This window comes from Kitasatospora sp. NBC_01302 (genome assembly GCF_035976515.1).
GTDB lineage: Bacteria > Actinomycetota > Actinomycetes > Streptomycetales > Streptomycetaceae > Kitasatospora.
Genome location: NZ_CP108404.1, coordinates 8,545,723 through 8,568,177, shown reverse-complemented (window position 1 = coordinate 8,568,177; position 22,455 = coordinate 8,545,723). Strand labels below are relative to the sequence as shown.

General features: G+C 74.1%; 19 protein-coding genes and 1 pseudogene. 9 read left to right on the top strand and 11 right to left on the bottom strand.

Going from position 1 to position 22,455, the window contains the following annotated elements:
- Positions 1-201 precede the first annotated feature (201 nt).
- Together OG294_RS37135 and OG294_RS37130 are read right to left on the bottom strand one after the other, a co-directional pair.
- The gene (locus OG294_RS37135; RefSeq protein WP_327070978.1) at positions 202-1,698 is read right to left on the bottom strand and encodes a sugar porter family MFS transporter; all 1,497 of its coding nucleotides are present in this window, start codon (positions 1,696-1,698) and stop codon (positions 202-204) included.
- Positions 1,699-1,943: 245 nt separating this feature from the next.
- Positions 1,944-2,879 carry an RICIN domain-containing protein gene (locus OG294_RS37130; protein ID WP_327070977.1) on the bottom strand — a complete coding sequence of 312 codons (936 nt, stop codon included), beginning with the start codon at positions 2,877-2,879 and terminating at the stop codon, positions 1,944-1,946.
- Positions 2,880-3,160: 281 nt separating this feature from the next.
- Between OG294_RS37130 and OG294_RS37125 the strand changes: the two genes are divergently transcribed.
- Positions 3,161-4,744: an IS1182 family transposase gene (locus OG294_RS37125; protein ID WP_327071799.1), complete on the top strand. Its 1,584-nt coding sequence runs from the start codon at positions 3,161-3,163 to the stop codon at positions 4,742-4,744.
- A 73-nt stretch (positions 4,745-4,817) separates the two neighbouring features.
- Positions 4,818-5,504 carry a hypothetical protein gene (locus OG294_RS37120; RefSeq protein ID WP_327070976.1) on the top strand — a complete coding sequence of 229 codons (687 nt, stop codon included), beginning with the start codon at positions 4,818-4,820 and terminating at the stop codon, positions 5,502-5,504.
- A gap of 39 nt (positions 5,505-5,543) precedes the next feature.
- Here the strand turns inward: OG294_RS37120 and OG294_RS37115 are convergent, their stop codons facing one another.
- From OG294_RS37115 to OG294_RS37100, 4 genes are all read right to left on the bottom strand, one after another.
- On the bottom strand, positions 5,544-6,263 hold the full coding sequence (locus tag OG294_RS37115) for a DUF3592 domain-containing protein (RefSeq protein WP_327070975.1): 720 nt from the start codon (positions 6,261-6,263) through the stop codon (positions 5,544-5,546).
- 68 nt (positions 6,264-6,331) lie between these two features.
- A complete protein-coding gene (locus OG294_RS37110; protein WP_327070974.1) occupies positions 6,332-6,895 on the bottom strand; it encodes a GNAT family N-acetyltransferase in 564 nt (187 codons plus the stop codon).
- A 76-nt stretch (positions 6,896-6,971) separates the two neighbouring features.
- On the bottom strand, positions 6,972-8,957 hold the full coding sequence (acs, locus tag OG294_RS37105) for an acetate--CoA ligase (RefSeq protein ID WP_327070973.1): 1,986 nt from the start codon (positions 8,955-8,957) through the stop codon (positions 6,972-6,974).
- 16 nt (positions 8,958-8,973) lie between these two features.
- Positions 8,974-9,663, bottom strand: a complete 690-nt coding sequence (locus OG294_RS37100) for an acetate uptake transporter (protein ID WP_327070972.1) — start codon at positions 9,661-9,663, stop codon at positions 8,974-8,976.
- Positions 9,664-10,335: 672 nt separating this feature from the next.
- Here OG294_RS37100 and OG294_RS37095 point away from each other — a divergent pair.
- Positions 10,336-10,626: a YciI family protein gene (locus tag OG294_RS37095; protein WP_327070971.1), complete on the top strand. Its 291-nt coding sequence runs from the start codon at positions 10,336-10,338 to the stop codon at positions 10,624-10,626.
- Between the two features lie 21 nt (positions 10,627-10,647).
- Here OG294_RS37095 and OG294_RS37090 read toward each other — a convergent pair whose 3' ends face one another.
- The gene (locus OG294_RS37090; RefSeq protein WP_327070970.1) at positions 10,648-11,040 is read right to left on the bottom strand and encodes a PPOX class F420-dependent oxidoreductase; all 393 of its coding nucleotides are present in this window, start codon (positions 11,038-11,040) and stop codon (positions 10,648-10,650) included.
- 249 nt (positions 11,041-11,289) lie between these two features.
- Between OG294_RS37090 and OG294_RS37085 the strand changes: the two genes are divergently transcribed.
- The 4 genes and pseudogenes from OG294_RS37085 to OG294_RS37070 all read left to right on the top strand — a co-directional run bounded on the left by OG294_RS37085 (position 11,290) and on the right by OG294_RS37070 (position 14,400).
- Positions 11,290-11,709: a GDSL-type esterase/lipase family protein gene (locus OG294_RS37085; protein WP_327070969.1), complete on the top strand. Its 420-nt coding sequence runs from the start codon at positions 11,290-11,292 to the stop codon at positions 11,707-11,709.
- Positions 11,710-11,995: 286 nt separating this feature from the next.
- Positions 11,996-12,216 (top strand): annotated as a pseudogene (locus OG294_RS37080) (alpha-hydroxy-acid oxidizing protein); the annotation flags it as partial.
- 179 nt (positions 12,217-12,395) lie between these two features.
- A complete protein-coding gene (locus OG294_RS37075) occupies positions 12,396-13,127 on the top strand; it encodes a FadR/GntR family transcriptional regulator (protein WP_327070968.1) in 732 nt (243 codons plus the stop codon).
- Positions 13,120-14,400, top strand: coding sequence for a CynX/NimT family MFS transporter (locus tag OG294_RS37070; RefSeq protein WP_327070967.1), 1,281 nt, complete (start codon positions 13,120-13,122; stop codon positions 14,398-14,400). The genes OG294_RS37075 and OG294_RS37070 overlap by 8 nt, the downstream gene beginning before the upstream one ends.
- A gap of 54 nt (positions 14,401-14,454) precedes the next feature.
- On the opposite strand, the gene OG294_RS37065 is transcribed toward OG294_RS37070, so the two are convergent.
- Positions 14,455-15,801 carry a lanthionine synthetase LanC family protein gene (locus OG294_RS37065; RefSeq protein ID WP_327070966.1) on the bottom strand — a complete coding sequence of 449 codons (1,347 nt, stop codon included), beginning with the start codon at positions 15,799-15,801 and terminating at the stop codon, positions 14,455-14,457.
- Complete coding sequence (locus tag OG294_RS37060) at positions 15,798-19,193, bottom strand: lantibiotic dehydratase (RefSeq protein ID WP_327070965.1); 3,396 nt, start codon at positions 19,191-19,193, stop codon at positions 15,798-15,800. The genes OG294_RS37065 and OG294_RS37060 overlap by 4 nt, the downstream gene beginning before the upstream one ends.
- A gap of 262 nt (positions 19,194-19,455) precedes the next feature.
- Between OG294_RS37060 and OG294_RS37055 the strand changes: the two genes are divergently transcribed.
- Positions 19,456-19,587, top strand: coding sequence for a hypothetical protein (locus OG294_RS37055; RefSeq protein WP_327070964.1), 132 nt, complete (start codon positions 19,456-19,458; stop codon positions 19,585-19,587).
- Positions 19,588-19,676: 89 nt separating this feature from the next.
- On the opposite strand, the gene OG294_RS37050 is transcribed toward OG294_RS37055, so the two are convergent.
- Positions 19,677-20,591: a JmjC domain-containing protein gene (locus OG294_RS37050; protein ID WP_327070963.1), complete on the bottom strand. Its 915-nt coding sequence runs from the start codon at positions 20,589-20,591 to the stop codon at positions 19,677-19,679.
- 218 nt (positions 20,592-20,809) lie between these two features.
- The gene (locus OG294_RS37045) at positions 20,810-21,556 is read right to left on the bottom strand and encodes an SOS response-associated peptidase (RefSeq protein WP_327070962.1); all 747 of its coding nucleotides are present in this window, start codon (positions 21,554-21,556) and stop codon (positions 20,810-20,812) included.
- Positions 21,557-21,831: 275 nt separating this feature from the next.
- Between OG294_RS37045 and OG294_RS37040 the strand changes: the two genes are divergently transcribed.
- Positions 21,832-22,401 (top strand): hypothetical protein, encoded by a 570-nt coding sequence (locus tag OG294_RS37040; protein WP_327070961.1) that lies wholly within the window; start codon positions 21,832-21,834, stop codon positions 22,399-22,401.
- Positions 22,402-22,455 lie beyond the last annotated feature (54 nt).

Genomic DNA, 22,455 nt, shown 5'->3' with positions numbered 1-22,455 from the left:
CACAATTCGCGTCGGATCAGCGCGCGGCTCCCCCAGCCTTCGGCCGGGAGGTACCCCCACCACCCAGCCTGGCGGCTGGGTGGCGCCCGGCTGGGCGTGCCGGCGAAGCGTCCTCGTACTGGGTCGTACGTGGATGATTCGCCGGTGCGTCCAGGCGGGATGCCCGGCGTCGCGCGCCTGGCGGGAATTGTGAGACACGGCCTAGGAGTTGCCCGGTCGCTGGCGGGGTGCCCGCCAGGGCTCCCCCGACTCCCCCACCGACTCTTCCAGTTCCTCCAGCCTGCGGCCCCTCGTCTCCTTGAGGAACCTGACCGCGAAGGGGACGGAGAGCGCGGCGAAGGCGGCGTAGACGATGTAGGACGCCGTCAGGTTCCACTGCGCCATCAACGGGAAGCTCACGGTGACGGCCCAGTTGGCCAGCCACTGGAACAGCACCGCCACGGCCAGGGCCAGGGCGCGGAGCCGGTTGGGGAACAGTTCGCCGAGCAGGACCCAGAGCACCGCGCCCCAGGAGAAGGCGAAGCACAGCACGAACGCGTGGGCGGCCACCAGCGCCACCTGGCCCTGCAGCGCCGGCAGGGCCAGGTGGCCACCCGATCCGCTGCCGCCGCTGAACGCCCAGGCGACCGCGGCGAGCGAGACGGTCATGCCGACCGAGCCCGCGACGATCAGCGGCTTGCGGCCGACCCGGTCGACCAACGCGACGGCGATCAGGGTGCCCACGATGTTGGTGACGGACGTCGACAGGCTGATCAGCAGGGAGTCGCTCTGGCTGATGCCGGTCGACTGCCACAGCACCGAGGCGTAGTAGACGATCACATTGATGCCGACGAACTGCGAGAGCACCGACAGCCCGATCCCCAGCCACACCACCGGCAGCAGGCCGAAGCACCCGCCGCACAGGTCGCGCAGCCGCGGGCGGGTGGCAGCGGAGCGGCGGAGCGAGGCGCGGATGTCCTCGATCCGGTCCACCGCCTGCTCGCCGCCCTCCAGCCGGGCCAGCACGGCCGCAGCCTCCGCCACCCGACCGCGGGCCGCCAGCCACCGGGGGGACTCCGGGATCCGCAGCGTCAGGACGAGGTAGGCCAGCGCTGGCACGGCGCAGATGCCCAGCATCCACCGCCAGGCCGGCAGGCCGCCCAGCCCGCCGGTGGTGTCGCCGCCGGCCGCGCAGGTCAGGGCGTAGTCGACCAGCTGGGAGCAGCAGATGCCCAGCACGATCGCCAACTGCTGGAAGGAGCCGTAGCGTCCGCGTCGGGCGGGCGGGGCGATCTCGGTGATGTAGGTCGGGGCGATCACCGAGGCGATGCCGATCGCGATCCCGCCCAGCACCCGCCACAGGGCCAGGTCCCACAGGGCGAAGGGGAACAGCGAACCGACGGCGCTGATCACGAACAGCACCGCCGCGATCTGCATGACCCGCAGGCGCCCCAGCCGGTCCGCCAGCGCCCCGCCCGTCCAGGCGCCCGCCGCCGCGCCGAGCAGGGCGGCGGAGACCGTCAGGCCGATCGCGGCGGTCCCGGCGTGGAAGTGGCGTTGGATCGCGGTGATCGCGCCGTTGACGACCGCGCTGTCGTATCCGAAGAGGAAACCCGCCATCGCGGCCGCACCGCAGACCAGCGAGACCCGCTGCCTCCGGACCCCCGGGGCGCCGTGGGCACCGTGGGCACCGGAACGGATGTCGGCCGAGGTCGTCATCGGTGCTCGTCCTCTCGGTTCGCGGGCTGCACGGGTGTGCCCCCGGACCGGGCCCGCCGCCGTTCACGCGGCGCGGTTCCCGACCCGGGGGCAACCGACGGGTCACTCTCGCCATGACCCTCACCCCACCGTACGAACGCCCTCGCGCTGCGGCGGTCAGCCGATCGGTGGACCGCAGGGAGGAGGCGCGGCGCCGAGCACACCGGCACCGGAGCCGGAGCAGCGCGGACCCGGCCTGCGGGGCTTCACCGTCGGGCCGGCGACTTCGCCGTCGGGACGGTCCACCGGGCGGGCGTTCCCGAGCAACTGCCGGCGGTCAGCGTGGCGCCGGAGGCCCGGAAGCACTTCTTGCCGGTCTGGATGTCCGAGATGGTCCCGCTGGGATTGGCCGACCACTGCTGGGTCGGTCCGCCGGTGCAGGGCTTGAGCAGCAGGCTGCCGCCGGACATGTCGGCGCACAGCCCGTTGCGCTGCAGGAAGGTGCCGTCGAAGCTGAACTGCTGCTCGGCTGCGCCGGAGCAGGTGGCCATCCCCAGCCGCACGCCGCTGCTCGCGCTGTTGTGCGGGTCGTCGATGCAGGTGGCCGTCGAGGCGTTCTTGTACGGGCCCACGGTGACGGTCGGTTTGGCGCCGCCGTAGCAGCCGCCGGTCGCGGTGTTGAAGATCGGGGCGGAGTCGTACGGCTCGCCCGAGGGCGGATCAATGACCACCGGCTCCATCGACGGGGTGTTGTCCGCGGTGTAGTCGGTCAGCGCGTTCTCGCACTCGATGGCCTTCATCGGACTTCCGCCCTTGCCGCCGAGCCAGAGGTCGAAGTGGGCGAGCTTCGGCCCGCCGTTGGGGCCCTTGCCGCTCCAGTCGGCGCTGCACTCCTCGCAGCCGTCCTCCATGACGAAGTACTTCCCGACCCGCGGGACCCAGATCCTGGTGCCCGGCGCGATCTCGGCCTTGTCGCTGGCGAAGGTGATCGGGTCGGCGTAGGTGCCGGTGCCGCCGGCGGTGCTGTGCAGCGTGGGGTAGGAGATGGCGCCGCCCGGCGGCGTGTTGTCCCACCAGCCGTAGAAGGTCAGGAAGGTCTGCTGGGTCGTGGCGTGCGTCGTGGCGTGCGTCGTGGCGTGACCGGCGGCGCCGGTGCGGGCCGCGGCGATCGGCGCTCCGGCCAGCAGAGCTGCGAGGGTCATGACCAGGGCGGTACAGGCCGTAGTGACGATCATCGTCAGCGTGCCTCTGCGCATGGGTGGGCCTCCAGGCCGTCGGGTGTCCAGGCTGGCCAACTTCCTTGACGTAGCAGCGTCGTCGTCCTGTGGGGTACGCGTCAATAGTTGTTAGGAAGTTTTCCTAACTGATCTCTCACAGGCGCGATGCCGACCGGCGTCCGCCGGACAGGCCCTAGGAGGCTCGTGAAGATCTTGGGTTCTGGCCTCGCCGCGCGAGCGGCGGGGCCAGACTGCTTCTTGTGGCGATGGGTGAGTGGTCCGGGGAGACGGTCGGGCCGGATGTCTGGGAGACGTGCCGGGGGTTGATCCCGGTGGGCAGCGTGTTCGCGTTCCTGGCCGAGCACCGTGGTGAGTTGTTCCCGGCGGTGATGTTCGCGGACATGTACCCGTCGGCGAACGGGCGGCCGAGCATGCCGCCGCAGATCCTGGCCGCGGCGATCGCGCTGCAGGCCCTGCACGGCCTGTCGGACTTCGAGACGGTCCAGGAACTGCGGTGCGACCTGCGGTGGAAGGCCGCGTGCGGACTGGGCCTGAACGACACCGCGTTCGACCCGTCGCTGCTGGCCTACTTCCGGCGCCGCCTGGCCCGCTCTCCCCGGCCCAACCGGATCTTCGAGGCCGTGCGGGAGGTCGTGCGGGCCACCGGTGTCCTCAAGGGCAAGCACCGGCGGGCGCTGGACTCCACCGTGCTGGACGACGCGGTGGCCACCCAGGACACCGTCACCCAGATCATCGCCTCCGTCCGGGCGGTGATCCGCGAAGTCCCCGGCGCGGATACGGTCGCGGCCGTGCACTGCACCGCCCACGACTACACCGACCCGGGCAAACCCCGCATCGCGTGGAACGACGAGCAGGCCCGAGCCGACCTCGTCGACGCCCTGGTCGGCGACGCGCTGCGGCTGCTCGGGCACCTGCCCGAGCAACAGCTCGGCGAGAAGGCCGCGAACGCGGTCGGCCTGCTGGCCCTGGTCGCCGGGCAGGACGTCGAGCCCGCCGAGGACTCCGACGGACGCGACGGACGCTGGCGCATCACCCGGGGCACCGCCCACGACCGGATGGTCTCCACCGTCGACCCCGAGGCCCGGCACGTGCACAAGACCCGCACCCACCGGCAGGACGGCTTCAAGGCCCACCTCGCCATCGAGCCCGAGACAGGGTTATACACCGCGGTCGCCCTGCGGCCCGGCGCCGGAGCAGAACACCACGAGGCCGCCGTCGGACTCGACCTGCTCGCCGACGAGGACGCCCCGGTGGACGCCTTCGCAGACACCGCCTACTCCACCGGCGACGCCCGCCAGGCCCTGGAACAGCAAGGGCACCGACTGTTCCTCAAACCCGCCCCACTGCGGGCAGCCGTCCCCGGCGGCTTCACCCTCGACGACTTCACCATCGACACCACCGCCGCCACCGTGACCTGCCCCGCCGGACACACCGTCCCGCTCTCCGACCCCGGCGGCCGCCACCAGCAGCGCAAGGCCACCTTCGCCGGCCTGTGCACCGGATGCCCCCTGCGCGAGCGGTGCACCAAGGCCAGGGCCGGACGCACCCTGACCATCCGCCCGCACCACGACCTCCTCACCGCCGCCCGCCGCCAGGCCGCCACCGACCCCGACTGGCAAGCCGACTACCGCCGCTGGCGACCACCCGTCGAACGCGCAGTCGCCTGGATCGTCCACCGGGGCAACCGCAGACTCCGCTACCGCGGCACCATCAAGAACGACACCTGGCTCCACACCCGAGCCGCCGCCCTCAACCTCCGCCGCCTGATCAACCTCGGACTCACCCACACCGGCAGCACCTGGCAACTCACCCCGGCAACCAACGCATAACCAGAGGGGCAGCCCGGCCTACGGCCGGACAGCCCCTCAACAAGATCTTCACGAGCCTCCTAGGCTCGGGCGCATGGGTGTCGAGGAGCGGGAGAGCGTCGACGGGGTCCGGGTGCCGGTGCCGCCGTTCGACTCGTACGCGGAAGCGCAACGCTTCCACCGGCTGCTGCTGCTCTTCCTGCGGGATCTGAAGGAGGCGGGCGAGCCGATCAGCAGGCAGCAGTACCTGCTCGCCGGGGTGGTGGACCTGCACGGGCCCGCCGCGGCCTCGGCCGACCGGGCACCACAGGCGCAGCAGCCGTGCTGTGCGCTCTGCGGCACGCCCTACCCGTGCCGGACCGTGCTCGCGGTGGCCGTCGGGGCCGGGCTGCCCATCGCGTGGTCCGCTCCCGCCGAGGTCGTGCCCGTGCTGCGGGACGCGGGTCTGCCGCCCGGGCCCGGGGGCGAGGTCACGGCGGAGAGCGTCGCCTGGGAGCGGGGCTGGGGCGCGCGGCGCGAGGCCGGCGGCGGCTGGGAGATCGGGATCACGATCGACCGGGGCGAGGTGGCGACCGTGAACGTGCCGGACGACGCCGCGATGGCCCGTTACCTCGCCGACCGGGCGGGCCCGGCGAGCCCGTTCCCGTACGGCTGGGTCGAGGACCCGGCGCAGGTCGCCGCGGTGCGCCCGGCGGCCTACACGCAGGCGGCGCAGTGGCGCGAGCAGGCCGGACTGCCGTACCTGACGGAGCACCAGGCGTTCGGGGCCCCGCCCGCATGAGGCGGCCCGGGGCAGGCCGCGGACGGTCGGGGGCGGGCGTCAGTCGTCCATGGCACCCTCCACGACCCACCACAGGACGCAGGCCAGCGGGCCGCCGACCGCGCCCATGACCACCGCGATCCACAGCATCCCGTAGGCCCCATCGGTCACGGGCGACCGCTGCGGGTGAACGGGATCGATCCGCACGTTCACCCGGTGGCCGTCGGGCCACTGGTCGGAGGCCCCCTCCCGGGTGCTGTAGTCCCGCCCGTCCACCGACCAGTGGTAGCGGCAGTCGAACCCGCTGTCGGGGCCGCTGGTGCAGTCGGTGACGGTGGCCGGCACCCGCAACGTGGCCCGCCGGTCGCGGTCGTGCTCGTGGAGCCAGCCGCTGAGGCCGAAGGCGAACAGGCCGCAGAAGACGGCGAGCAGCAGGGCCATCAGCGCGTGGGTGAGCAGCGGGCCGGCGATCCGGCCGGAGCCCCCGCCCTCGCGCAGGAACGGGCGCACCGCCGCGGTCACCGCCATGACCGCCGCTGCGAAGCCGGCGCCGACCCAGCCGGCGTACCAGGTCTCCGACCCCCACGGTGTGAACGCCGTCAGCAGGGTGCCGGCCAACACGGCGGCGCCGGCCAGGCGTTGGAGCGTGCGCACGGCGCCGCGCGTCCACCGGCGCGCCCGGTCGGCCGGGTGCGGCTGGTCGGCCGGGGCCCCGGCAGTCGCACCGGTGGGCCGCCGGTCCTCGGGAGTGGCGGGTCGCTCGTCCTCGGTCGTGGTCACGGGCTCAGGCTGACAGAGCGCCGCGGCGGGCAACAGAAAGCAGCGCTAACCCCGGCTTTCGCCGATGCTTACGGCTGCGGGGTCGGCGACTGCGGGGTCCAGTCCTCGCCGAGCAGGCCGAAGAGCAGATCGTCGGTCCATTCACCCTTGATCCAGGTGTGGCCCGGACGCAGCCCCTCGCGGCGGAGGCCGACCCGCTCCAGCAGCCGGGCCGAGCCGAGGTTGCGGGCGTCGCACTCGGCCGAGACCCGGTGCAGGCCGCGCCGTTCGAACAGGTCCGACAGCACCGCGCGGACCGCCTCGGTGGCGTAGCCGTGCCCCTGGTGCCCGGCGGCGAAGGTGACGCCGAGCTCGGCCTGGCGCAGGTTCTCCGCCAGGCACACCCCCAGGTCGCCGACGAGCTCCCCGGTGGCCCGCAGCTCCACGGCGTACTGGAACCAGCCGGCCCGATCGGGGTCTCCCTCGGCGAACGTGCGGACCAGCTCGGCCGCGGTCGCCGGGTCGACGGGCGCGCTCCAGCCCTGGTAGCGGGCGATCTCCGGGTCGGACCGGTAGGCGGCCAGCGCGGGGGCGTCCGCGGCGTCGAAGCGGCGCAGCCGGAGGCGGGGCGTCCCGATCAGCTCGATCAACATGGCAGCAGCCTCTCACCCCCGTCACCGGGGCTGTGCAGCAGGGCGGTTGGGAGCCCGGCCCCGGTGACCTCCGGCGCTACTCCCCCGCCTCTGCCGGCGCCCCGTCGCCGCTGCGACCGGCGGTGGGCAACTGGTCCTTGATCAGCTGCATGACCGAGCTGTCGGTGAGCGTGGTGACGTCCCCGAGGCTGCGGTGTTCGGCGACGTCGCGCAGCAGTCGGCGCATGATCTTCCCGGAGCGGGTCTTCGGCAGCTCGGGGACCACGAGGATCTCGCGGGGCCGGGCGATCGGGCCGATCTCGGTGGTGACGTGCGCGCGCAGGTCGTCGGCCAGGCCCTGGCCGCCGTCCCCCGCATCGGCCCGCAGGATGACGAAGGCGACAATGCCCTGCCCGGTCGTCGCGTCCGTCGCGCCGACCACCGCCGCCTCGGCCACCTTCGGGTGCGAGACCAGCGCCGACTCGACCTCGGTGGTGGAGATCCGGTGGCCGGACACGTTCATCACGTCGTCCACCCGGCCGAGCAGCCAGATGTCGCCGTCCTCGTCCTTCTTCGCGCCGTCGCCCGCGAAGTACAGCCCGGGGAACTGCGACCAGTAGGTGTCGAGGTAGCGCTGCCGGTCGCCCCAGACGGTGCGCAGCATCGCCGGCCACGGCTCGGTGAGCACCAGGTAGCCGCCCGCGCCGTTGGGCACCGGGGTGCCCTGCCCGTCGACCACCTCGGCGCCGATGCCGGGCAGCGGGCCCAGCGCCGAGCCGGGCTTGCAGGTGCTCAGTCCCGGCAGCGGGCTGATCATCTGGGCGCCGGTCTCGGTCTGCCACCAGGTGTCCACCACGGGGCACCGGTCGCCGCCGATGTTGTGCCGGTACCAGATCCAGGCCTCCGGGTTGATCGGCTCACCGACCGAGCCGATGATCCGCAGGCTGGTCAGGTCGAAGCGCTCCGGCACCTGCCCGCCCCACTTCATGAAGGTGCGGATCGCGGTCGGGGCGCAGTAGAGGATGCTGACCCGGTACTTCTCGACGATCTCCCACCAGCGGCCCTGGTGCGGGGTGTCGGGCGTGCCCTCGTACATCACCGAGGTGGCGCCGTTCGCCAGCGGGCCGTAGACGATGTACGAGTGGCCGGTCACCCAGCCGATGTCGGCGGCCGTCCAGAAGACGTCCTGCTCGGGCTTGAGGTCGAAGACGGCCCAGTGCGTCCAGGCCACCTGGGTCAGGTAGCCGCCGCTGGTGTGCAGGATGCCCTTGGGCTTCGCGGTGGTCCCCGAGGTGTACATGATGTACAGCGGGTGCTCGGCGTCGAACGGCTGCGCCTCGTGCCGCGGCGACTGCCGGTCCACCAGTTCGTGCCACCACAGGTCCCGGCCCGGCGTGAACGGCACGTCCTGGCCGGTGCGCCGGACCACGACCACGTTGCGCACCTGCGGGCAGTCGGCCACGGCCTGGTCGACGGCGGGCTTGAGCGCGGCGGCGGTGCCCTTGCGGTAGCCGCCGTCGGCGGTGATCACGACCCGGGCGTCGCAGTCCAGGATGCGTCCCTTGAGCGCGTCGGCCGAGAAGCCGCCGAAGACGACCGTGTGCGGCGCCCCGATCCGGGCGCAGGCGAGCATCGCGACGGCGGTCTCGGGGATCATCGGCATGTAGATGGCGACCCGGTCGTCGGCCTGCACGCCCAGCTCGGTCAGCGCGTTCGCCGCCCGGCAGACCATGTCCTGGAGGTCCGCGTAGGTGATCGTCCGGGTGTCGCCCGGCTCGCCCTCCCAGTGGAAGGCGACCTTGTCGCCGTGTCCGGCCTCGACGTGCCGGTCCACGCAGTTGTGGGCGACGTTGAGGCGACCGCCGACGAACCAGCGGGCGAACGGCGCCTGCGACCAGTCCAGCACCTGGGTCCAGGGCTCGGCCCAGGTCAGCCGGTCCGCCTGGGCGGCCCAGAACGCGAGCCGGTCCTGCCGCGCCGCGCGCACCGTCCCGGCCGTGGCGTTGGCCGTCGCGGCGATCTCCGCCGGCGGGGGGAAGCGGCGCTCCTCGCGCGACAGGTTGGACAGGATCTGGTCACTCATCGCCACTCCTCAGGTGCTACCGGGGCCCCGGAGCCGGGCTGCCCTCGTGCCCGCCGAGCGGCACCACCGGCAGGACGGTCCGTTTGAAGGTGCTGTTGGTGACGATGGCGAAGGAGGCGTACCAGGCGACCGCGGCGGTCACCAGCCCGGCCCAGCCGCCGACCTTCGTCCAGGTGTCGGACTGCCCGAAGGCGCCGATGGTCAGGAACAGGAAGGTCAGGTCCAGCGTGACGAAGACCGCGAGCACCGCGGCGGTCGTGCGCGCGGCGGCCACCGCCATGTAGGCGGTGAAGATGGTCCAGGCGAGCAGGAAGAGGCCGGTCGCCTGGTAGAGCTGGTGGACCCGGAGCAGATGCGGGACCACGGTGCGCACGAATCCCCAGTAGGCCAGCCAGAAGGCCCCGAAGGAGGCGAAGGCCGTGGCGGCGAAGGTGTTGCCCCGCCGGAACTCCCACATGCCGGCGAGGATCTGGACGAGGCCTCCGTAGAAGAAGGCCAGCGGGAGCACGACGGTGATGACGGACTGGCTGACCAGGCCGGCGTTGAAGCAGCTGAGCACGAAGGTGGTCATCGCGAAAGCCGCGAGACCCAGGGCACCCGGATCGGCGATCGTCACCGCCGCCGGCGGCGGAACGGGTGCGGCCGGTGGACCCGGCGGGACTGGAGGAACCGCGGATTCCGCATCCGTGCGGCCAACGTCTGCCACGATGACTCCTCTCCCGCGGCGTGCCGGTCACCCGCTCCGCCGGTCGGGCTGTTCCGCTCCGGCGGCGGACGCGGCGCCGGTGGACGACGCAGCGGTTCTTTCCGGCGCCCACCGGGTGGGCGGGCGTCACGCATCGAGTGCTGCCGGACCACGGGTACGCGGCGCGGCACCTTCCATTCTCCATCCGATATGACCGGTGCCACATCCGCTGTGGACGGCGTTCGCTGTGGACAGCGCTGCGCACGCACGCGGCCACCCGCCGGGGTCCGACAGGTGCTCCCCCGCGTGCAGGTCCCGTGCCCGGTCGACGCCACCGCGGCTGGAGTGCCGGATCGCCGCGCTCACCCGGTACCGGCCGGCCAGCAGCACCGGATCGCTGCGCCGGCGCCCGTGGCCGTGGCCGCCAGGCGCGGGTGTGGGCGTGGGTGTGGGCGCGGGGAACGGGCTGGGCGCCCAGGACGGCGGCGCGAACCGCGGGTTGCGCCGGTCGACGGTTGACGTACCGTCAGGTGCGAACACCCGTCCCTCGTAGAACCCTTCGTCGTTCAGCTCGCGCGGCCGGGCGAAGCAGCCTCGCGCCAAGTCGCCGCCCTGCACGTGTATCTGACTCACCGTAGGGGGGTTTTCCGGTTCTGCCGCGATCGGGGCGGAGCAGCGCCTACCCTGGCTGTCATGTTCATCCTGGAGCTGACCTACATCGCACCCCTCGAGCGCGTCGACGCCGCCCTCGCGGAGCACAACGACTGGCTGGACGCCCACTACGCCTCGGGCACCTTCCTCGCCTCCGGCCGGAAGGTGCCGGCCGACGGCGGCGTGATCATCGCTGTCGGCGACGACCGGGCGAGGATGGAGGAGATCGCGAAGAGCGATCCGTTCACGGTGGCCGGTGTCGCCGAGTACGCGATCACGGAGTTCGGTGCGTCGAAGACCGCTCCGGCACTGGAGGCGTACCGCCAGGGCTGACACGCGGCGGTCGTTCGGCCACTACCCCATGCTGCTGATCCTCTCCGGCTTGATCACGAAGATCACCCGGACCTGGTCCCGGCCGCCGTACCACGGGTACGCCGTACCCAGGTACTTCTGCGCAAGCGCCTCGATGTGCTCGACCGCGCCCTCGGTGGTGACCTCGACCACCCGGCCGCGCACCTGGAAGTAGCGCGAGGGGTTGTCCGGGTGGGAGATCGCGACGGCCACCCGGGCGTCGCGGGCGATGTTCCTGGTCTTCAGGTGCGTCTGCACGCTGTTGATCAGCACGTGCTCGCCATCGGTGTCCACCCAGGTCTGGGTCAGCTGCGGCGAGCCGTCGGCCATCGAGGTGGCGAGGTAGCAGGTGCTGGGTGCCTTCAGCAGGTCGAGCAGTTCTTCGGGCAGGTTCACGGTGGCCTCCTGGAGGTCTGACGCTGCGCGGGCCCGGTGGCCTGCCCAGTTCGGTCGACGCGCAGCATACGAGCCGACGTCCGCGCGCGGAAACCCGGATGACCGCAGCCGTCCCCGTCCTCGACAATGGCGCGTGCTGATCGACCACTGGCCCCTGCTGGGCCTGCGTCTGACCACCCCCCACCTGGAGCTCCGGCTGCCCGGCGAGGACGAGCTCGCCGCGCTGGCCACGAGCGGCGGGGAGCAGGGATGAGCGCCAGGGACGTTCGCGTGTGCTTCATCGGTGACTCCTTCGTCCAGGGCGTCGGCGACCCGGAGTACCGGGGCTGGGTCGGGCGGGTGCTCCAGGCCGGCCGCGGTGACCTCACGGCCTTCAACCTCGGCATCAGACGCAACACGTCCGAGGACGTGCTGCGTCGCTGCTGGCCGGAGGCCACCGGCCGGACGGTGCCCGGCGCCGACAACCGGCTGGTCGTCTCGGTCGGCAGCAACGACACGGTCGAGGAGGACGGCAGCGTGCGCGTCGAGACGGCCCGCTGCCTGGAGAACCTGGCGGCGCTCCTCGACGGGAGCCGGAGCCGGACGATCGCCGCGCTGGTGGTGGGTCCCCCGCCGGTCGTCGACGCGGGCCCGTGGCAGGCCTGGCTCGCCGACCCGCCTCGGCACTGACACGGCAGTGGGAGGGGGTGCGGAGCCGGGGTGCCGGGGTCGGACCAGAGGTCGGCCGGCACGACGCCCACGGATCTGCCGCACGGATCGAGGAGGTGGCCCAGCAGCTTGTCCTGGCGGAGCATCACCGCCCGGTCGACGAACTCCAGGCCGGGGTGCCGGGTGGCCAGCTGCGTCTCGAAGCGCAGGACATCGGAGAGGGAGTGCAGGCTCGCTTCCACGAGGAGGTTGTACGGCCCGCTGACCGCGGCGCAGTTGCGGGTCTCCGGGCAGCGGACGAGCGCGTGACTCCGGTATCCGCAGCGGCACCGACGCGGTGAAGGCCCTCGCGCTGGGCGCCCGTGCCGTGGGCATCGGCCGCCCGTACGCCTACGGGCTCGCGGCGGCACCGCGGGCATCGTGCACGTGCTGCGCTCGATCCTGGCCGAGGCCGACCTGGCCATGGCGGTCGACGGCTACCGCGACCTCGCCGCCCTCACGCCGGAGGCGCTGCGCCGCACCCGGTAGCCCCAACGCCGGGCGCACCCCCGCTCCGCCCGGCGCCGCTTGACACTGCAAACATGGGATGTTCCCATGTTCCCATGTTCCCATGTTTGCAGTGCCGTGGAGGCTGGCAGCCCCGCGAGCAGATCTGCGGACGGACCTGTGCAACAGACCTGTTCCAACAGACCTGGGGAGGGCCCTCGATGCCACTGCGGAACGCCGCTCGCGCCAGCCTCGTCGATCTGGTGATCGAGCAGTTGGAGCGCCTGATCAGCGAGGGCGAGTGGCCGGTCGGCAGCAGGATCCCGGCCGAGCCGCTGCTGGTCGAACAGCTCGACGTCGGCCGCAACACCGTCCGCGAGGCGGTGCGCGCCCTGGTGCACACCGGTCTGCTCGAAGCCCGCCAGGGGGACGGGACGTACGTCCGCGCCAGCAGTGACTTCGGTGCGGCCGTGCAGCGGCGCCTGCGCCGCGCCGCCGATCTGGAGATGTACGAGGTCCGGGCGGCCCTGGAGCGCGACGCCGCCCGGTACGCCGCCCAGCGCCGCACCGAGGACGACCTGCGGGCGCTGCGGGCGGCGCTGGCGCGGCGCGACGACGCCTGGCGCGCCGGCGACGTGGCCGCCTTCGTGGACGCCGACGTCTCCTTCCACCGCGCGGTGGCCGCCGCCGCGCACAACGCCGTGCTGGCCGAGCTGTACGAGCACCTCAGCGACGCGCTGCGCTCGGCGCTGCGCGCGGTGGTCGACCAGCCGCTGCCCGACCCGGTGCGCCACCAGTTCGACGCCCACGCGGCCATCGTCGACGCCATCGAGGCCCGCGACGCCGACGCCGCGGAGCGCCATGCGCTGGCCCACCTGGCCGAGGCCATGGCCGCGCTGCGCGGGACGGACACCGACCAGCCGATCGACTCGACCGAGGAGCACCGTGCCTGACGACACAGCGGCCACGGCCGACGCACCCGCGAACACCGAAGCCACCACCACCACCACCGCCACCACCGCCACCACACAGCTGGGGGCGGGGCGGGGCCTGCTCTTCCTGGGCGTCGGCGTGGTCCTGCTCGCGCTCAACCTGCGCCCCGCGCTCGTCGCCGTCTCCCCGCTGACCGACACCATCCGGGCCGACAGCGGCATGTCGGCCACCGCGACCAGCCTGCTGACCGCGCTGCCGCTGCTCTGCTTCGGCCTGCTCGCCCCGCTCGCGCCCAGGATCGGGCGCCGGCTGGGGGTGGAGCGCGCGCTGCTCGCGACCATGGCGCTGGTCGGCGTGGGCACCGCGCTGCGGCTGCTGGACTCCGTCGTCGCGCTGTTCGCCGGCACGGTGGTCATCGGCGCCGGGATCGCGGTGGCCAACGTGCTGCTGCCCGGCCTGATCAAGCGCGACTTCCCGGGCCGGGCGGGCCTGATGACCGGCCTGTACTCCATGTCGCTGTTCGCCGGTGCCGCGCTCGCGGCGGGCATCACCGTGCCCGTCCAGCACGCCGCCGGACTCTCCTGGCGCACCACGCTGGCCTGCTGGGGCGCACTCGCCCTGGTCGCCGCCGTGGTGTGGCTGCCGCAGGCCCGCCGCCGCACCGCCGTCCCGGCCGCGGCGGCCGGGCAGGGGGCCCGGCCGGTGCGCGGTCTGTGGCGCTCGCCGCTGGCCTGGCAGGTCACCGCGTTCATGGGACTGCAGTCGCTCAACTACTACGCGGCGGCGGCCTGGCTGCCGAGCCTGCTCAAGGACGCGGGCCTGAGCGAGGGCGATGCCGGGTGGATGCTCTCCTTCTCCTCGCTGCTCGGCATCCTGGGGTCGTTCGTGGCCCCCGTCATCGTCGGCAGGCGGCTGCCCGCCGGGGTGCTGGCAGCCGTCGGCGCCCTCGGCTGCGCGCTGGGCTTCGTCGGGCTCCTGACGGCACCGGCCGGCGGCGCCTACCTCTGGATGGTCCTGCTCGGCCTCGGCCAGGGCGTGAGCATCAGCCTCGCGCTGCTGTTCATCGTGCAGCGCTCCCCCGACATCCGGCACACCGCCCAACTGTCCAGCATGGCGCAGTGCTTCGGCTACATCCTGGCGGCCAGCGGGCCGGCCGTGCTGGGTGCGTTGCACGACGCCTCGGGCAACTGGACACTGCCGCTGACGGTCCTGCTCCTGCTGCTGGTCCCGCAGGTCGCAGTCGGCTTCGGCGCGAGCCGGGACCGGCACGTGGCAGGGACGCCTTCCTGCTGATCAGCGGGTCAGCAGGAAGGCGTCTGCAGGTCAGCCGATCAGCAGGTCAGCCGATCAGCTGATCATCAGGAAGGCGTCCCACTCCTCGGGGTCGCTCGCGGGCGGCCCGGTACGGGTGTAGGCGTGCAGGGCGAGGGCTGCGCCTGCCGTCCCCTCCAGCAGGCCGGGCGGATCACCGGCGCCGAGTGCCGCGTCGAGCTGCTCCGCGACGGTGGCGGCGAGCGCGGGGAGGTGGGCCGCCAGCTCGGCGGAGGCGGACTCCTGCGCCATCCGCTGGGTGATCCGCAGCAGGCCGCCGGTGCCGTGGCAGAGCCCGGGGCCCTGGAGGTTCCAGCCGGACGGGTCGTGCAGCGTGTCCGCCAGGGCCGCGACGGCGGTGGTGCGCCAGTCGGCGCGGCTGCGGGCCGCGCCCGCCAGGAAGAGTGCGCGCGCCGCGCCAGGGGTTCCGTAGCACCAGGCCGCCCGGGTCGGCAGGTCGACCGGCAGGCGGCCGGCCTCCTCGTCCTCGACCCGCACGGTCATCGGCCAGGAACCGCCGATGCCGAGCCGCCTCCTGGCGGTGTCCCGGTCGGCGGCGGTGTCCAGGTCAGTGGCGGTGTCCGGCTCGGTGGCGGCGGATGCCGTCGGCGCGGTCGGGCCAGGTGTGCCAGGGACCCGCCGGGCGCTGAGCCAGCTCGCCAGCGCCTCGATCGCCTCGTCCTGGCCGGGCACCCGCACGCCGCGCAGCCGGGCCAGGGCCAGCAGGGCGAGCGGGCCCGGGATCCCGTGCGCCAGGCCCAGGTTGAGGTGCCCGCGGGGGTGGTCGGGATCAGGCCCTGGCCGCCCCGGTCCGCCGGCGGTCCACCAGCGGGGCAGCGCGCCGCCGGTCGGCTCGGTGAGGGCGACCAGCGCGGCGAGCAGCTCGGCCAGCACCGGCCCGTCCGGCTCCAGGGCGAGCAGCAGGCGGCCCAGGCCCGCCGCGCCGGAGACGGTGTCGAAGGTGTGCGAGCGCAGGCCCGTACCGGCGGCCAGGTCGGCACGGAGGTCGGCGACCCGCCCGGCCGCGGCCTGGCGGACCCGGGGGGCCAGCCCGTCCAGCAAGGTGCGGTACTCGCCGGGGCGCCGCGCCATGGTGCGGGCGGCGAAGGCGATCGCGGCGGCGCCGGAGTAGAGCCCGCCGCTTCGCATCGCCCCGGGCGACTTCGCGGCGGCCACCAGGTGCCCGTGCGCGGCACGGCGCAGCGCGGCGTCGTCCTCGCGGTCGGCCAGCACGGCCAGCGCGAGTGCGGTGCCGCTGTGGCCGGCCCCGAGCGAGTGGGCCGCGGCGGGTGGCGTGCCGTCGCCCTCGGCGGCCAGCCGGTCGGGCGCTCCGGGGCTGCTGAGCAGGTCGGCGACTGCGCGCAGCGGATCCGTGGGGTTCATCGCCGCTCCCGCGGGTTGGTGTGGCGCGAGCGGTGGGCCTCGACGGCGCCTCGGGCCAGGGCGTAGGCGCGGCGTTCGGACTCGCGGTCGATCCCGACCAGCCGATTGTGGCCCATGTGCAGCAGCGAGGCCAGCGCCGGGTCGGCCGACCTCTGGTCCAATCGGGCTGCGTACCGGGCGAGTTCGGTGGCCCGCCGCTGCCAGGCCTCGGTCAGCGCGGGGTCGGCGGGCAGCAGGCCGCCCGCCGGGCCGGACGGTCCGTCGGGGCCGATCGCCCGCAGCGCTGCCGCGCGCTGGGACCGGAACGCCTGGTGGTGCTGTTCCGACTTCGGATACATCGCCGCCAGCCATGCGCCGACCGCGGGCGCCTCGCCGGCTCCGGCGCGGCCGGCCAGGAAGGCCTGCGCGGTGCCGACGGCGTTCACCGCGGCCAGCAGGTCCCGGGAGAGCGCGCGCTCGGCCCGGGCCAGTCGCAGGGCCGCGAGCGCGACCAGGCTGTCGGCGTGGAAGACCCGTTCGGCGTCGGCGAGCACCTCGGCGCCGCCGTAGCGGTCGGTCTCCGGCGCGTAGCTCTCCAGGCGCAGGTCCGTGCCGAGCCCGGCCCGGCGCAGCTGCAGCACCCAGTCGTGCAGGCGGGGCAGCAACTCGGCGGCCAGCGCCGGTGGCGTGCCGTGGAAGCGCAGCCGCAGGTGCGGCGCCGAGTCCTGGTAGCGGATGAAGAACCAGCGGTCCACCTCGGCCGGCAGTGCGTCGACCAGGCGGGGCAGGTGCTCGACCAGGACCTCCTCGTGCCGTGCCTCGGCCACCGCGAGCCGGGCGAACAGCCAGGAGCTGCCGGGCAGTTCGACGATCCGCTCGCGCCGGGCCGGCAGCGGGCGGCGGGGGCGGGCCACCGCCGGGCCTCTCGGGGTCCGGCGCAGCGGGACCACCAGCTCGGCGGTCCGGGCACCGTCCGGTCCGCACAGCCAGCCGCCGTCGCCGGCGGGGGCGAGTTCCTCCTGGAGCACGGTGTGCTCGGCGGAACGCGCCTGGCTGTGCAACAGCCGCCGGTGCCACGGGAGATCGAGGTCCAGGCTGATCCGCTGGTCGCCGCTGATCAGCCGGACGGCGGCCGGCACGCCCCAGCGCCGGCGCCAGCGGACCAGCCCCTCCTCCCACTGCTCGAACGGGGCCGAGGCCGCCGGGACGGGCGCGGTCAGCCGCCAGGTGGCCGGTGCCAGCACCACCCGGCCCCGGCGGACCCGCGGCAGCACCGGCGCGCTGCTCGCCGCGCCCCAGTCCCAGGACTGCCAGGGCCGCTGCCCGGTCAGTGCCACCTCCTGCAGGAAGCGGGCCGCGTTGGGCGCGCCGCTGCGCAGGTTGAGCACGTGGTGGGCGGCGGCGCGGACCTCCCGGCCGAGGCTGCGGGAGTACACCGCGAGCCGCTCGGGATCGGCCAGCACGACCAGGTCGTCCAGGGGCAGCGCGCACGGGCCGCCCGGGTCGGCGAAGGCGCTGACCACCACGCGGTGGTCGAGCCAGCGCGGGGTCAGGGCGATGTTGGCGTGGCGCGAGCGGTAGGGGGTGAACTCCAGGTGCGCTTCGAGGGCGTCGGTGCCGTCGGGAGCGGCAGGTCCGGCGGCCTCGGCCAGCAGGGCCCCGCCGCTCGCCCCCTCGCCCGCGCCGGTCGCGTCCGCACCCGCACCGACACCGGCACCCGCACCGACACCGGCACCCGCGCCCGCACCGGCGCCCGCGAGGAGGGTGGCGAAGCGGCCGAAGGTGGCTCCGGCGCGGTCGCTGCCGACGACCGGGGAGAGCACCAGGCGGAAGTCCCCGGCGTCCAGCGCCGCCAGGGAGTCCGCCGCCAGTTCGGCGTACAGCTCCAGGGAGGCGGGCGGGGTGTCGGCGGCGCCGCCCGGCTCCTCGCGCGGCGCGACCAGCTGGGCCACCAGGGCGTCGTCCAGCAGCACTTCGGGCAGCAGGCCGCCCGGCTCCCGGTCGGCGAGGGCGCCCGCCGCCAGCTCGGCGAGCACCCGGTCACGGGCCGCGTCGGCGTCGCCGCGGCTCCGGGACGGCTGGGGGTTGGCGGCGCCGCGGGGGCCGGCCGGGCGCCGGTAGCCGGCCGGCGGCCCCAGACCGGTGTCCGGGTCGAGCAGTTCGGCCAGCCCGACCGGGCTGTCCACGCCGTACCGCTCGACGAACTCCGCGTGGTAGGAGCGCAGATGCTCGGGTGCGGTGGCCGGCGGCGACATCCGCCAGAGCAGCGCGGCGGTCTGCTCCAGTTCGGTGCGGACGCCGTCCGGCAGGACCACCTCGACGTCCAGCGCCAGGTCCGCGTGGAGCGGGCGGTCGGCCGGGGCGAGCCGGGTCATCCGGGCGCGGAGCTCGCGCAGCAGGTCGGTGGCCTGCCCGCGCGGCAGGGCTGCCGCGTGCGCCAACGCGCCGCGGATGGCCGCGAGTTCGGCGCGCACCGGGTGGCCGTCGGGTATCCGCTCCAGGACGTGGCCGAGCAGGTCGGTGCTGTCCGGCGGGGGCGTCAGGTCGGTGAGCAGGAACCCCTGGCCGACCAGCGAGCGGATCAGCGTGGCGACCGCCTCGGCCGGGGCCGTCGGGAATTCGGCGGTCAGCGCGGCGAACAGCTCGGTGTACCCGACCGGCTCGGCGGCGGTCCGGACGGCGGCGCGGACCACGGCGGTGGCCCGGACGGTGCGTTCGGTGAGCGGCTGCGCCTCGTCACCGGCGCCGGACCGGCGCTCGGACGAACGGCCGGGCAGGCGCTCGGGCAGGTACGGCAGGACCAGGCGGCCACCGCGCAGCCGGGCCTGCTGATCCACGGCCAGCCGCAGCCCGGGCAGCACCGCGGGATCGGTGCGCAGCCGGTCGAGCAGCGGGAGCAGCCAGCCGAGATCGGGCCGCAGGGCGCGGCGCTCGGCGGCGGGAGCGGCTTCGACACCGGCACCGGCTTCGGCCCCGGGCCAGCGCACCTTGGCCGACGGGCCGAAGCGCGCCGCCGCCACCGCTGCCATCAGCCCGAACGGGGTGGGCCGGGTGGCCATCCGCAGCCGGTAGCGGGTGACCGCCTCGGCCGCCCGGCGCAGCGCGGCCGGGCGGGGCGTGCTGCCCGCGGCGACCTGACCGAGCAGGTCGGACAGCGAGGGGCTGGACAGCTCGATGGCCTCGCGCAGGGCCGGATCGGCGGCCGCCTCGGCCAGGTGCGCGAGGAGGGCGTCGGCGTCCGGCCCCGAGGGTCCCGACGGCGCCGACGGCCCCGGGTGCACGGGGTCCGCCGGGTGCGCGGGGCCGGCCGGGGCCGGGTGGCGGCGTGAGCGCGGCAGGGCCGGCGTCCGCAGCAGGACCGGGCCGGTCGCGGTGAAGAGTCCGTCCTGCCGCGCTCCGTGCGTCTCGACCACTGTGCTCCTCGTGCCTCGTGCCTCGTACGTCGTGCCGCTGTCGGCAGCAGTGCCGTGTCGTCAGCGCGGGTCGCCTGCTGACGGCGGGTCGGGTCGTGTCTACCTCGGCGATCGAAAACTGTCCACTGTCGATCGAATGGTTTCGACTTTGGCTGAACTCGTCGATTCATTCGCGCAAAACCATTGCTGGGGCCATTCAGGACGCCTAACGTCCGCTGCAGCTCGCGGCACTCAGCCGCAGCACCGACGAAGGGAGGCCCCCATGGCCGACGACATGCTGGAGCTGTTCGACCTCGACGTGCAGGACGTGGTTTCGACCGAGCTGGCCGAGCAGGAGGAGTCCTTCATCAGCTTCTCGTGCGACGGTTCCTGCACCCGTCCGTGGTGTATCTGATCCATTAGCAGTACCGCACCACAGGGCGTGGTTGCCCAGGCCGTCCGTTCGGCCCGGGCAACCACGCCCTTGGCATGCCCTCGTCCGGCTCAGTCCCCCGCGGCCAGCGGTCCGTGGCCCGGCGCCGCGCCGTCGCCCCCTGCCGCCGGCAGCGGTCCCCGGGCGAGCCGCAGCAGCTGCTCCGGGGTCAGTTCGGCCAGCCGCGCACGGCCGAGCCGGAGCACCTCGGCGGCCGTGGCCAGCAGTTCTTCCGGCGTCGCCGGGCGCTCCGGCAACCCCTCCGCCCAACCTCCGCGGGCCAGCCAGCCGCCGACGGCACTGCGCAGCTGCCCCGTGCCCGCCTCCCGGATCGTGAAGGAGAGGTGCACCGCCAGGCCTTGATGGCCCGTCGCGGCGTGCGGGGCACCGCGCGGCACGTACAGGACCTCGCCCGGCCGCAGCACCGAGTTGTGCGCCACCGCGCCGGGCTCGGGGGCCGGCCCCGGGCGCCAGCGCCCGTCGGCCGGAGCCTCGTACACCGTCCACTCCTTCTCCCCCGCAAGCTGCACGACCAGCACGTCCGCGTCGTCCCGGTGCACGTCCAGCCCGCGTCGGCCCGCGCCCGTCGCGAAGCAGAACGCCTCGGTCCGGCGGCCCAGTTCGACCGCGATGTCGGCGGCCAGCGCGCGCACCGGCGCGTACCACTGGTCCAGCTGCGGCAGCAGCAGGGTGGCACCCTCGGCCAGCAGGGCGGCGATCCGGTCCGGATCGGCGAAGCCCTCCTCCCGGCGCCCCGCGACCAGCCGGGCCGTGCAGAACTCCGCAGGTGGGACGACCTCACCCGCCCGGACCATCTCGACGTAGGGCACCCGCAGCAGTCCGCCGCGCAGCACGGCATCGAGCTCGCTCGGCCGGGGCAGCCCCGCCGGCCACCCGGCGGTGCGGAACACCCTTGGCCGGCGCTCCCCCAGCACCTTCGCGAAGGCCTCGGTGTCCCCCACCAGTTCGGTCAGCACTCGTCCCATCGCCCATCCTTCCGTCCAGCAGCCCACCACCGGTCGACCGTCGCACAACTGACGGGTGAACGACTGGACCTGGTTCATCGCAAATCAGCCACCGGTCGGGAATCAGCCAGCTTCGTGCCGGAACGCGACGGGCGGACCGGCCGGCCGGCGGGACAGATCGGGCAGATGTGACACGGGTCACAGGCCGGCGCCGGCCGGATGTGCCCCTGAGTGCCCGGTCAGAGCAGCGGTGGCGCGTCGGGGGCCTCGTCCAGCAGGTGCGGCCCGTTGTTGCGGACGCTGTTGACGGTGGTGGGGACCGGCCGGACGGTGAGGTGGCCGCCGGCGGGGGTGTGCAGGAGCGGGCGGAGCCGGGCGGGCTCGGTGCGGTCGGGATCGAGCCAGGCGTCGAAGTCGTCCTGGTGGACCGCCAGCGGCATCCGGTCGTGGACGCGCCCGGCGTCGTCCGTGGCCCGGGTGGTGATGATCGTGGTGGTGGTCAGCCAGGCGAGCGGGTCGCCGTCGGGGCGGGTGGGGTCGCGCCAGAACTCGTAGAGCCCGGCCATCGCGAGCAGGGTGCCGTCGGCCGGCGCGATGAAGTAGGGCTGCTTGTAGGCCTTCCGGCCGTCGGCGGCCGGGACCGGGGCCCACTCGTAGTAGCCGTCGGCGGGCAGCAGGCAGCGCCGGGCGGCGAAGGCCTTGCGGAAGGCGGGCTTCTCGTGGACGGTCTCGGAGCGGGCGTTGATCATCCGCGCGCCCACAGCGGGGTCCTTCGCCCAGGACGGCACCAGTCCCCAGCGCAGCGGGCGCAGTTGGCGGGCGAGCTCGCCGGTGTCGCGGTCCAGGCGTTCGAGCACGGCCCAGACCGGGTCGGTGGGCGCGGTGTTCCAGCTGGGCGCCAGCGCCTCGGCCGGGTCCCAGCGGCTCACGCCGAACAGGGAGACGAGGTCCTGGGGGCTCGTGGTGGAGACGAAGCGACCGCACATGGCTCCAGCCTGCCACGCCCGCTGCTGCCGGGCGTCCCACCGCCCGGCGTGGCCGAAAAGGCCGTCTACCCCACCGACCCGGGGCGGAGAACCATGAGGCCCCACGCACGGCACCGGCGCCGTGCGCCACCGGAGGCCGGTCGTTTCCGGGCCGCTGCATCCGGTGCAGGAACAGGAGGAATGCGATGCCGTCGTACAGGCTCACGCTGACAGCGAGGCCGGGCCGGCCCTACCCGGACCTGGGGACGGGCACGGTCCCCGGTGGTCCGAGGCCGGTGCCCCTGACCCTCCACCACATCGTTCCGTTCAGCCTCTCGAAGGGCCTGGCCGCCCTGTGGAACGCCGTCGCCGCCGACGGCGCACTCTCCGCCGCGCAACCGCTGCTGAGCGCGATCGCCCTCAACGTCGACCGCTACGGCACGAACCTGGGTTCCGCCGACCGGGAGCGGGTCAAGACGATCGCCAACGGCATCAAGAACGGCACGATCACCCACAGCTCCACCGCCACCACCACGCCCGACGGTTGGGACAACTTCGCCCAGGTGTACGCCTGGCTCCCCGGCAACCTCTTCTGCGGGCCGACGGACCGGGCCGACGCACCGGCCAACGACGACTTCGACGCCCCGGCCCGGCTCATCATCGGCACCGGCGCGCAGTACACGACGCTCCAGACGGCCGACAGCAGGATCCGGCAGTACCTCGCGGACCGGAAGGTGGGCTATGCCGAGCAGGCCTACGACAGCCTCGGCACCGTCGCCCGGAGCAACCTCGCCTTCACGCCCTTCACCTCCACCCAGTGGACCTGGGACTCCGGCAGGAACCTGCCCAAGGTGAAGGGCTCCTGACCCGGGGCCCGAGCGCGAGGCACGAGGACGAACAGCAGTACCAGCGGGGCGGGC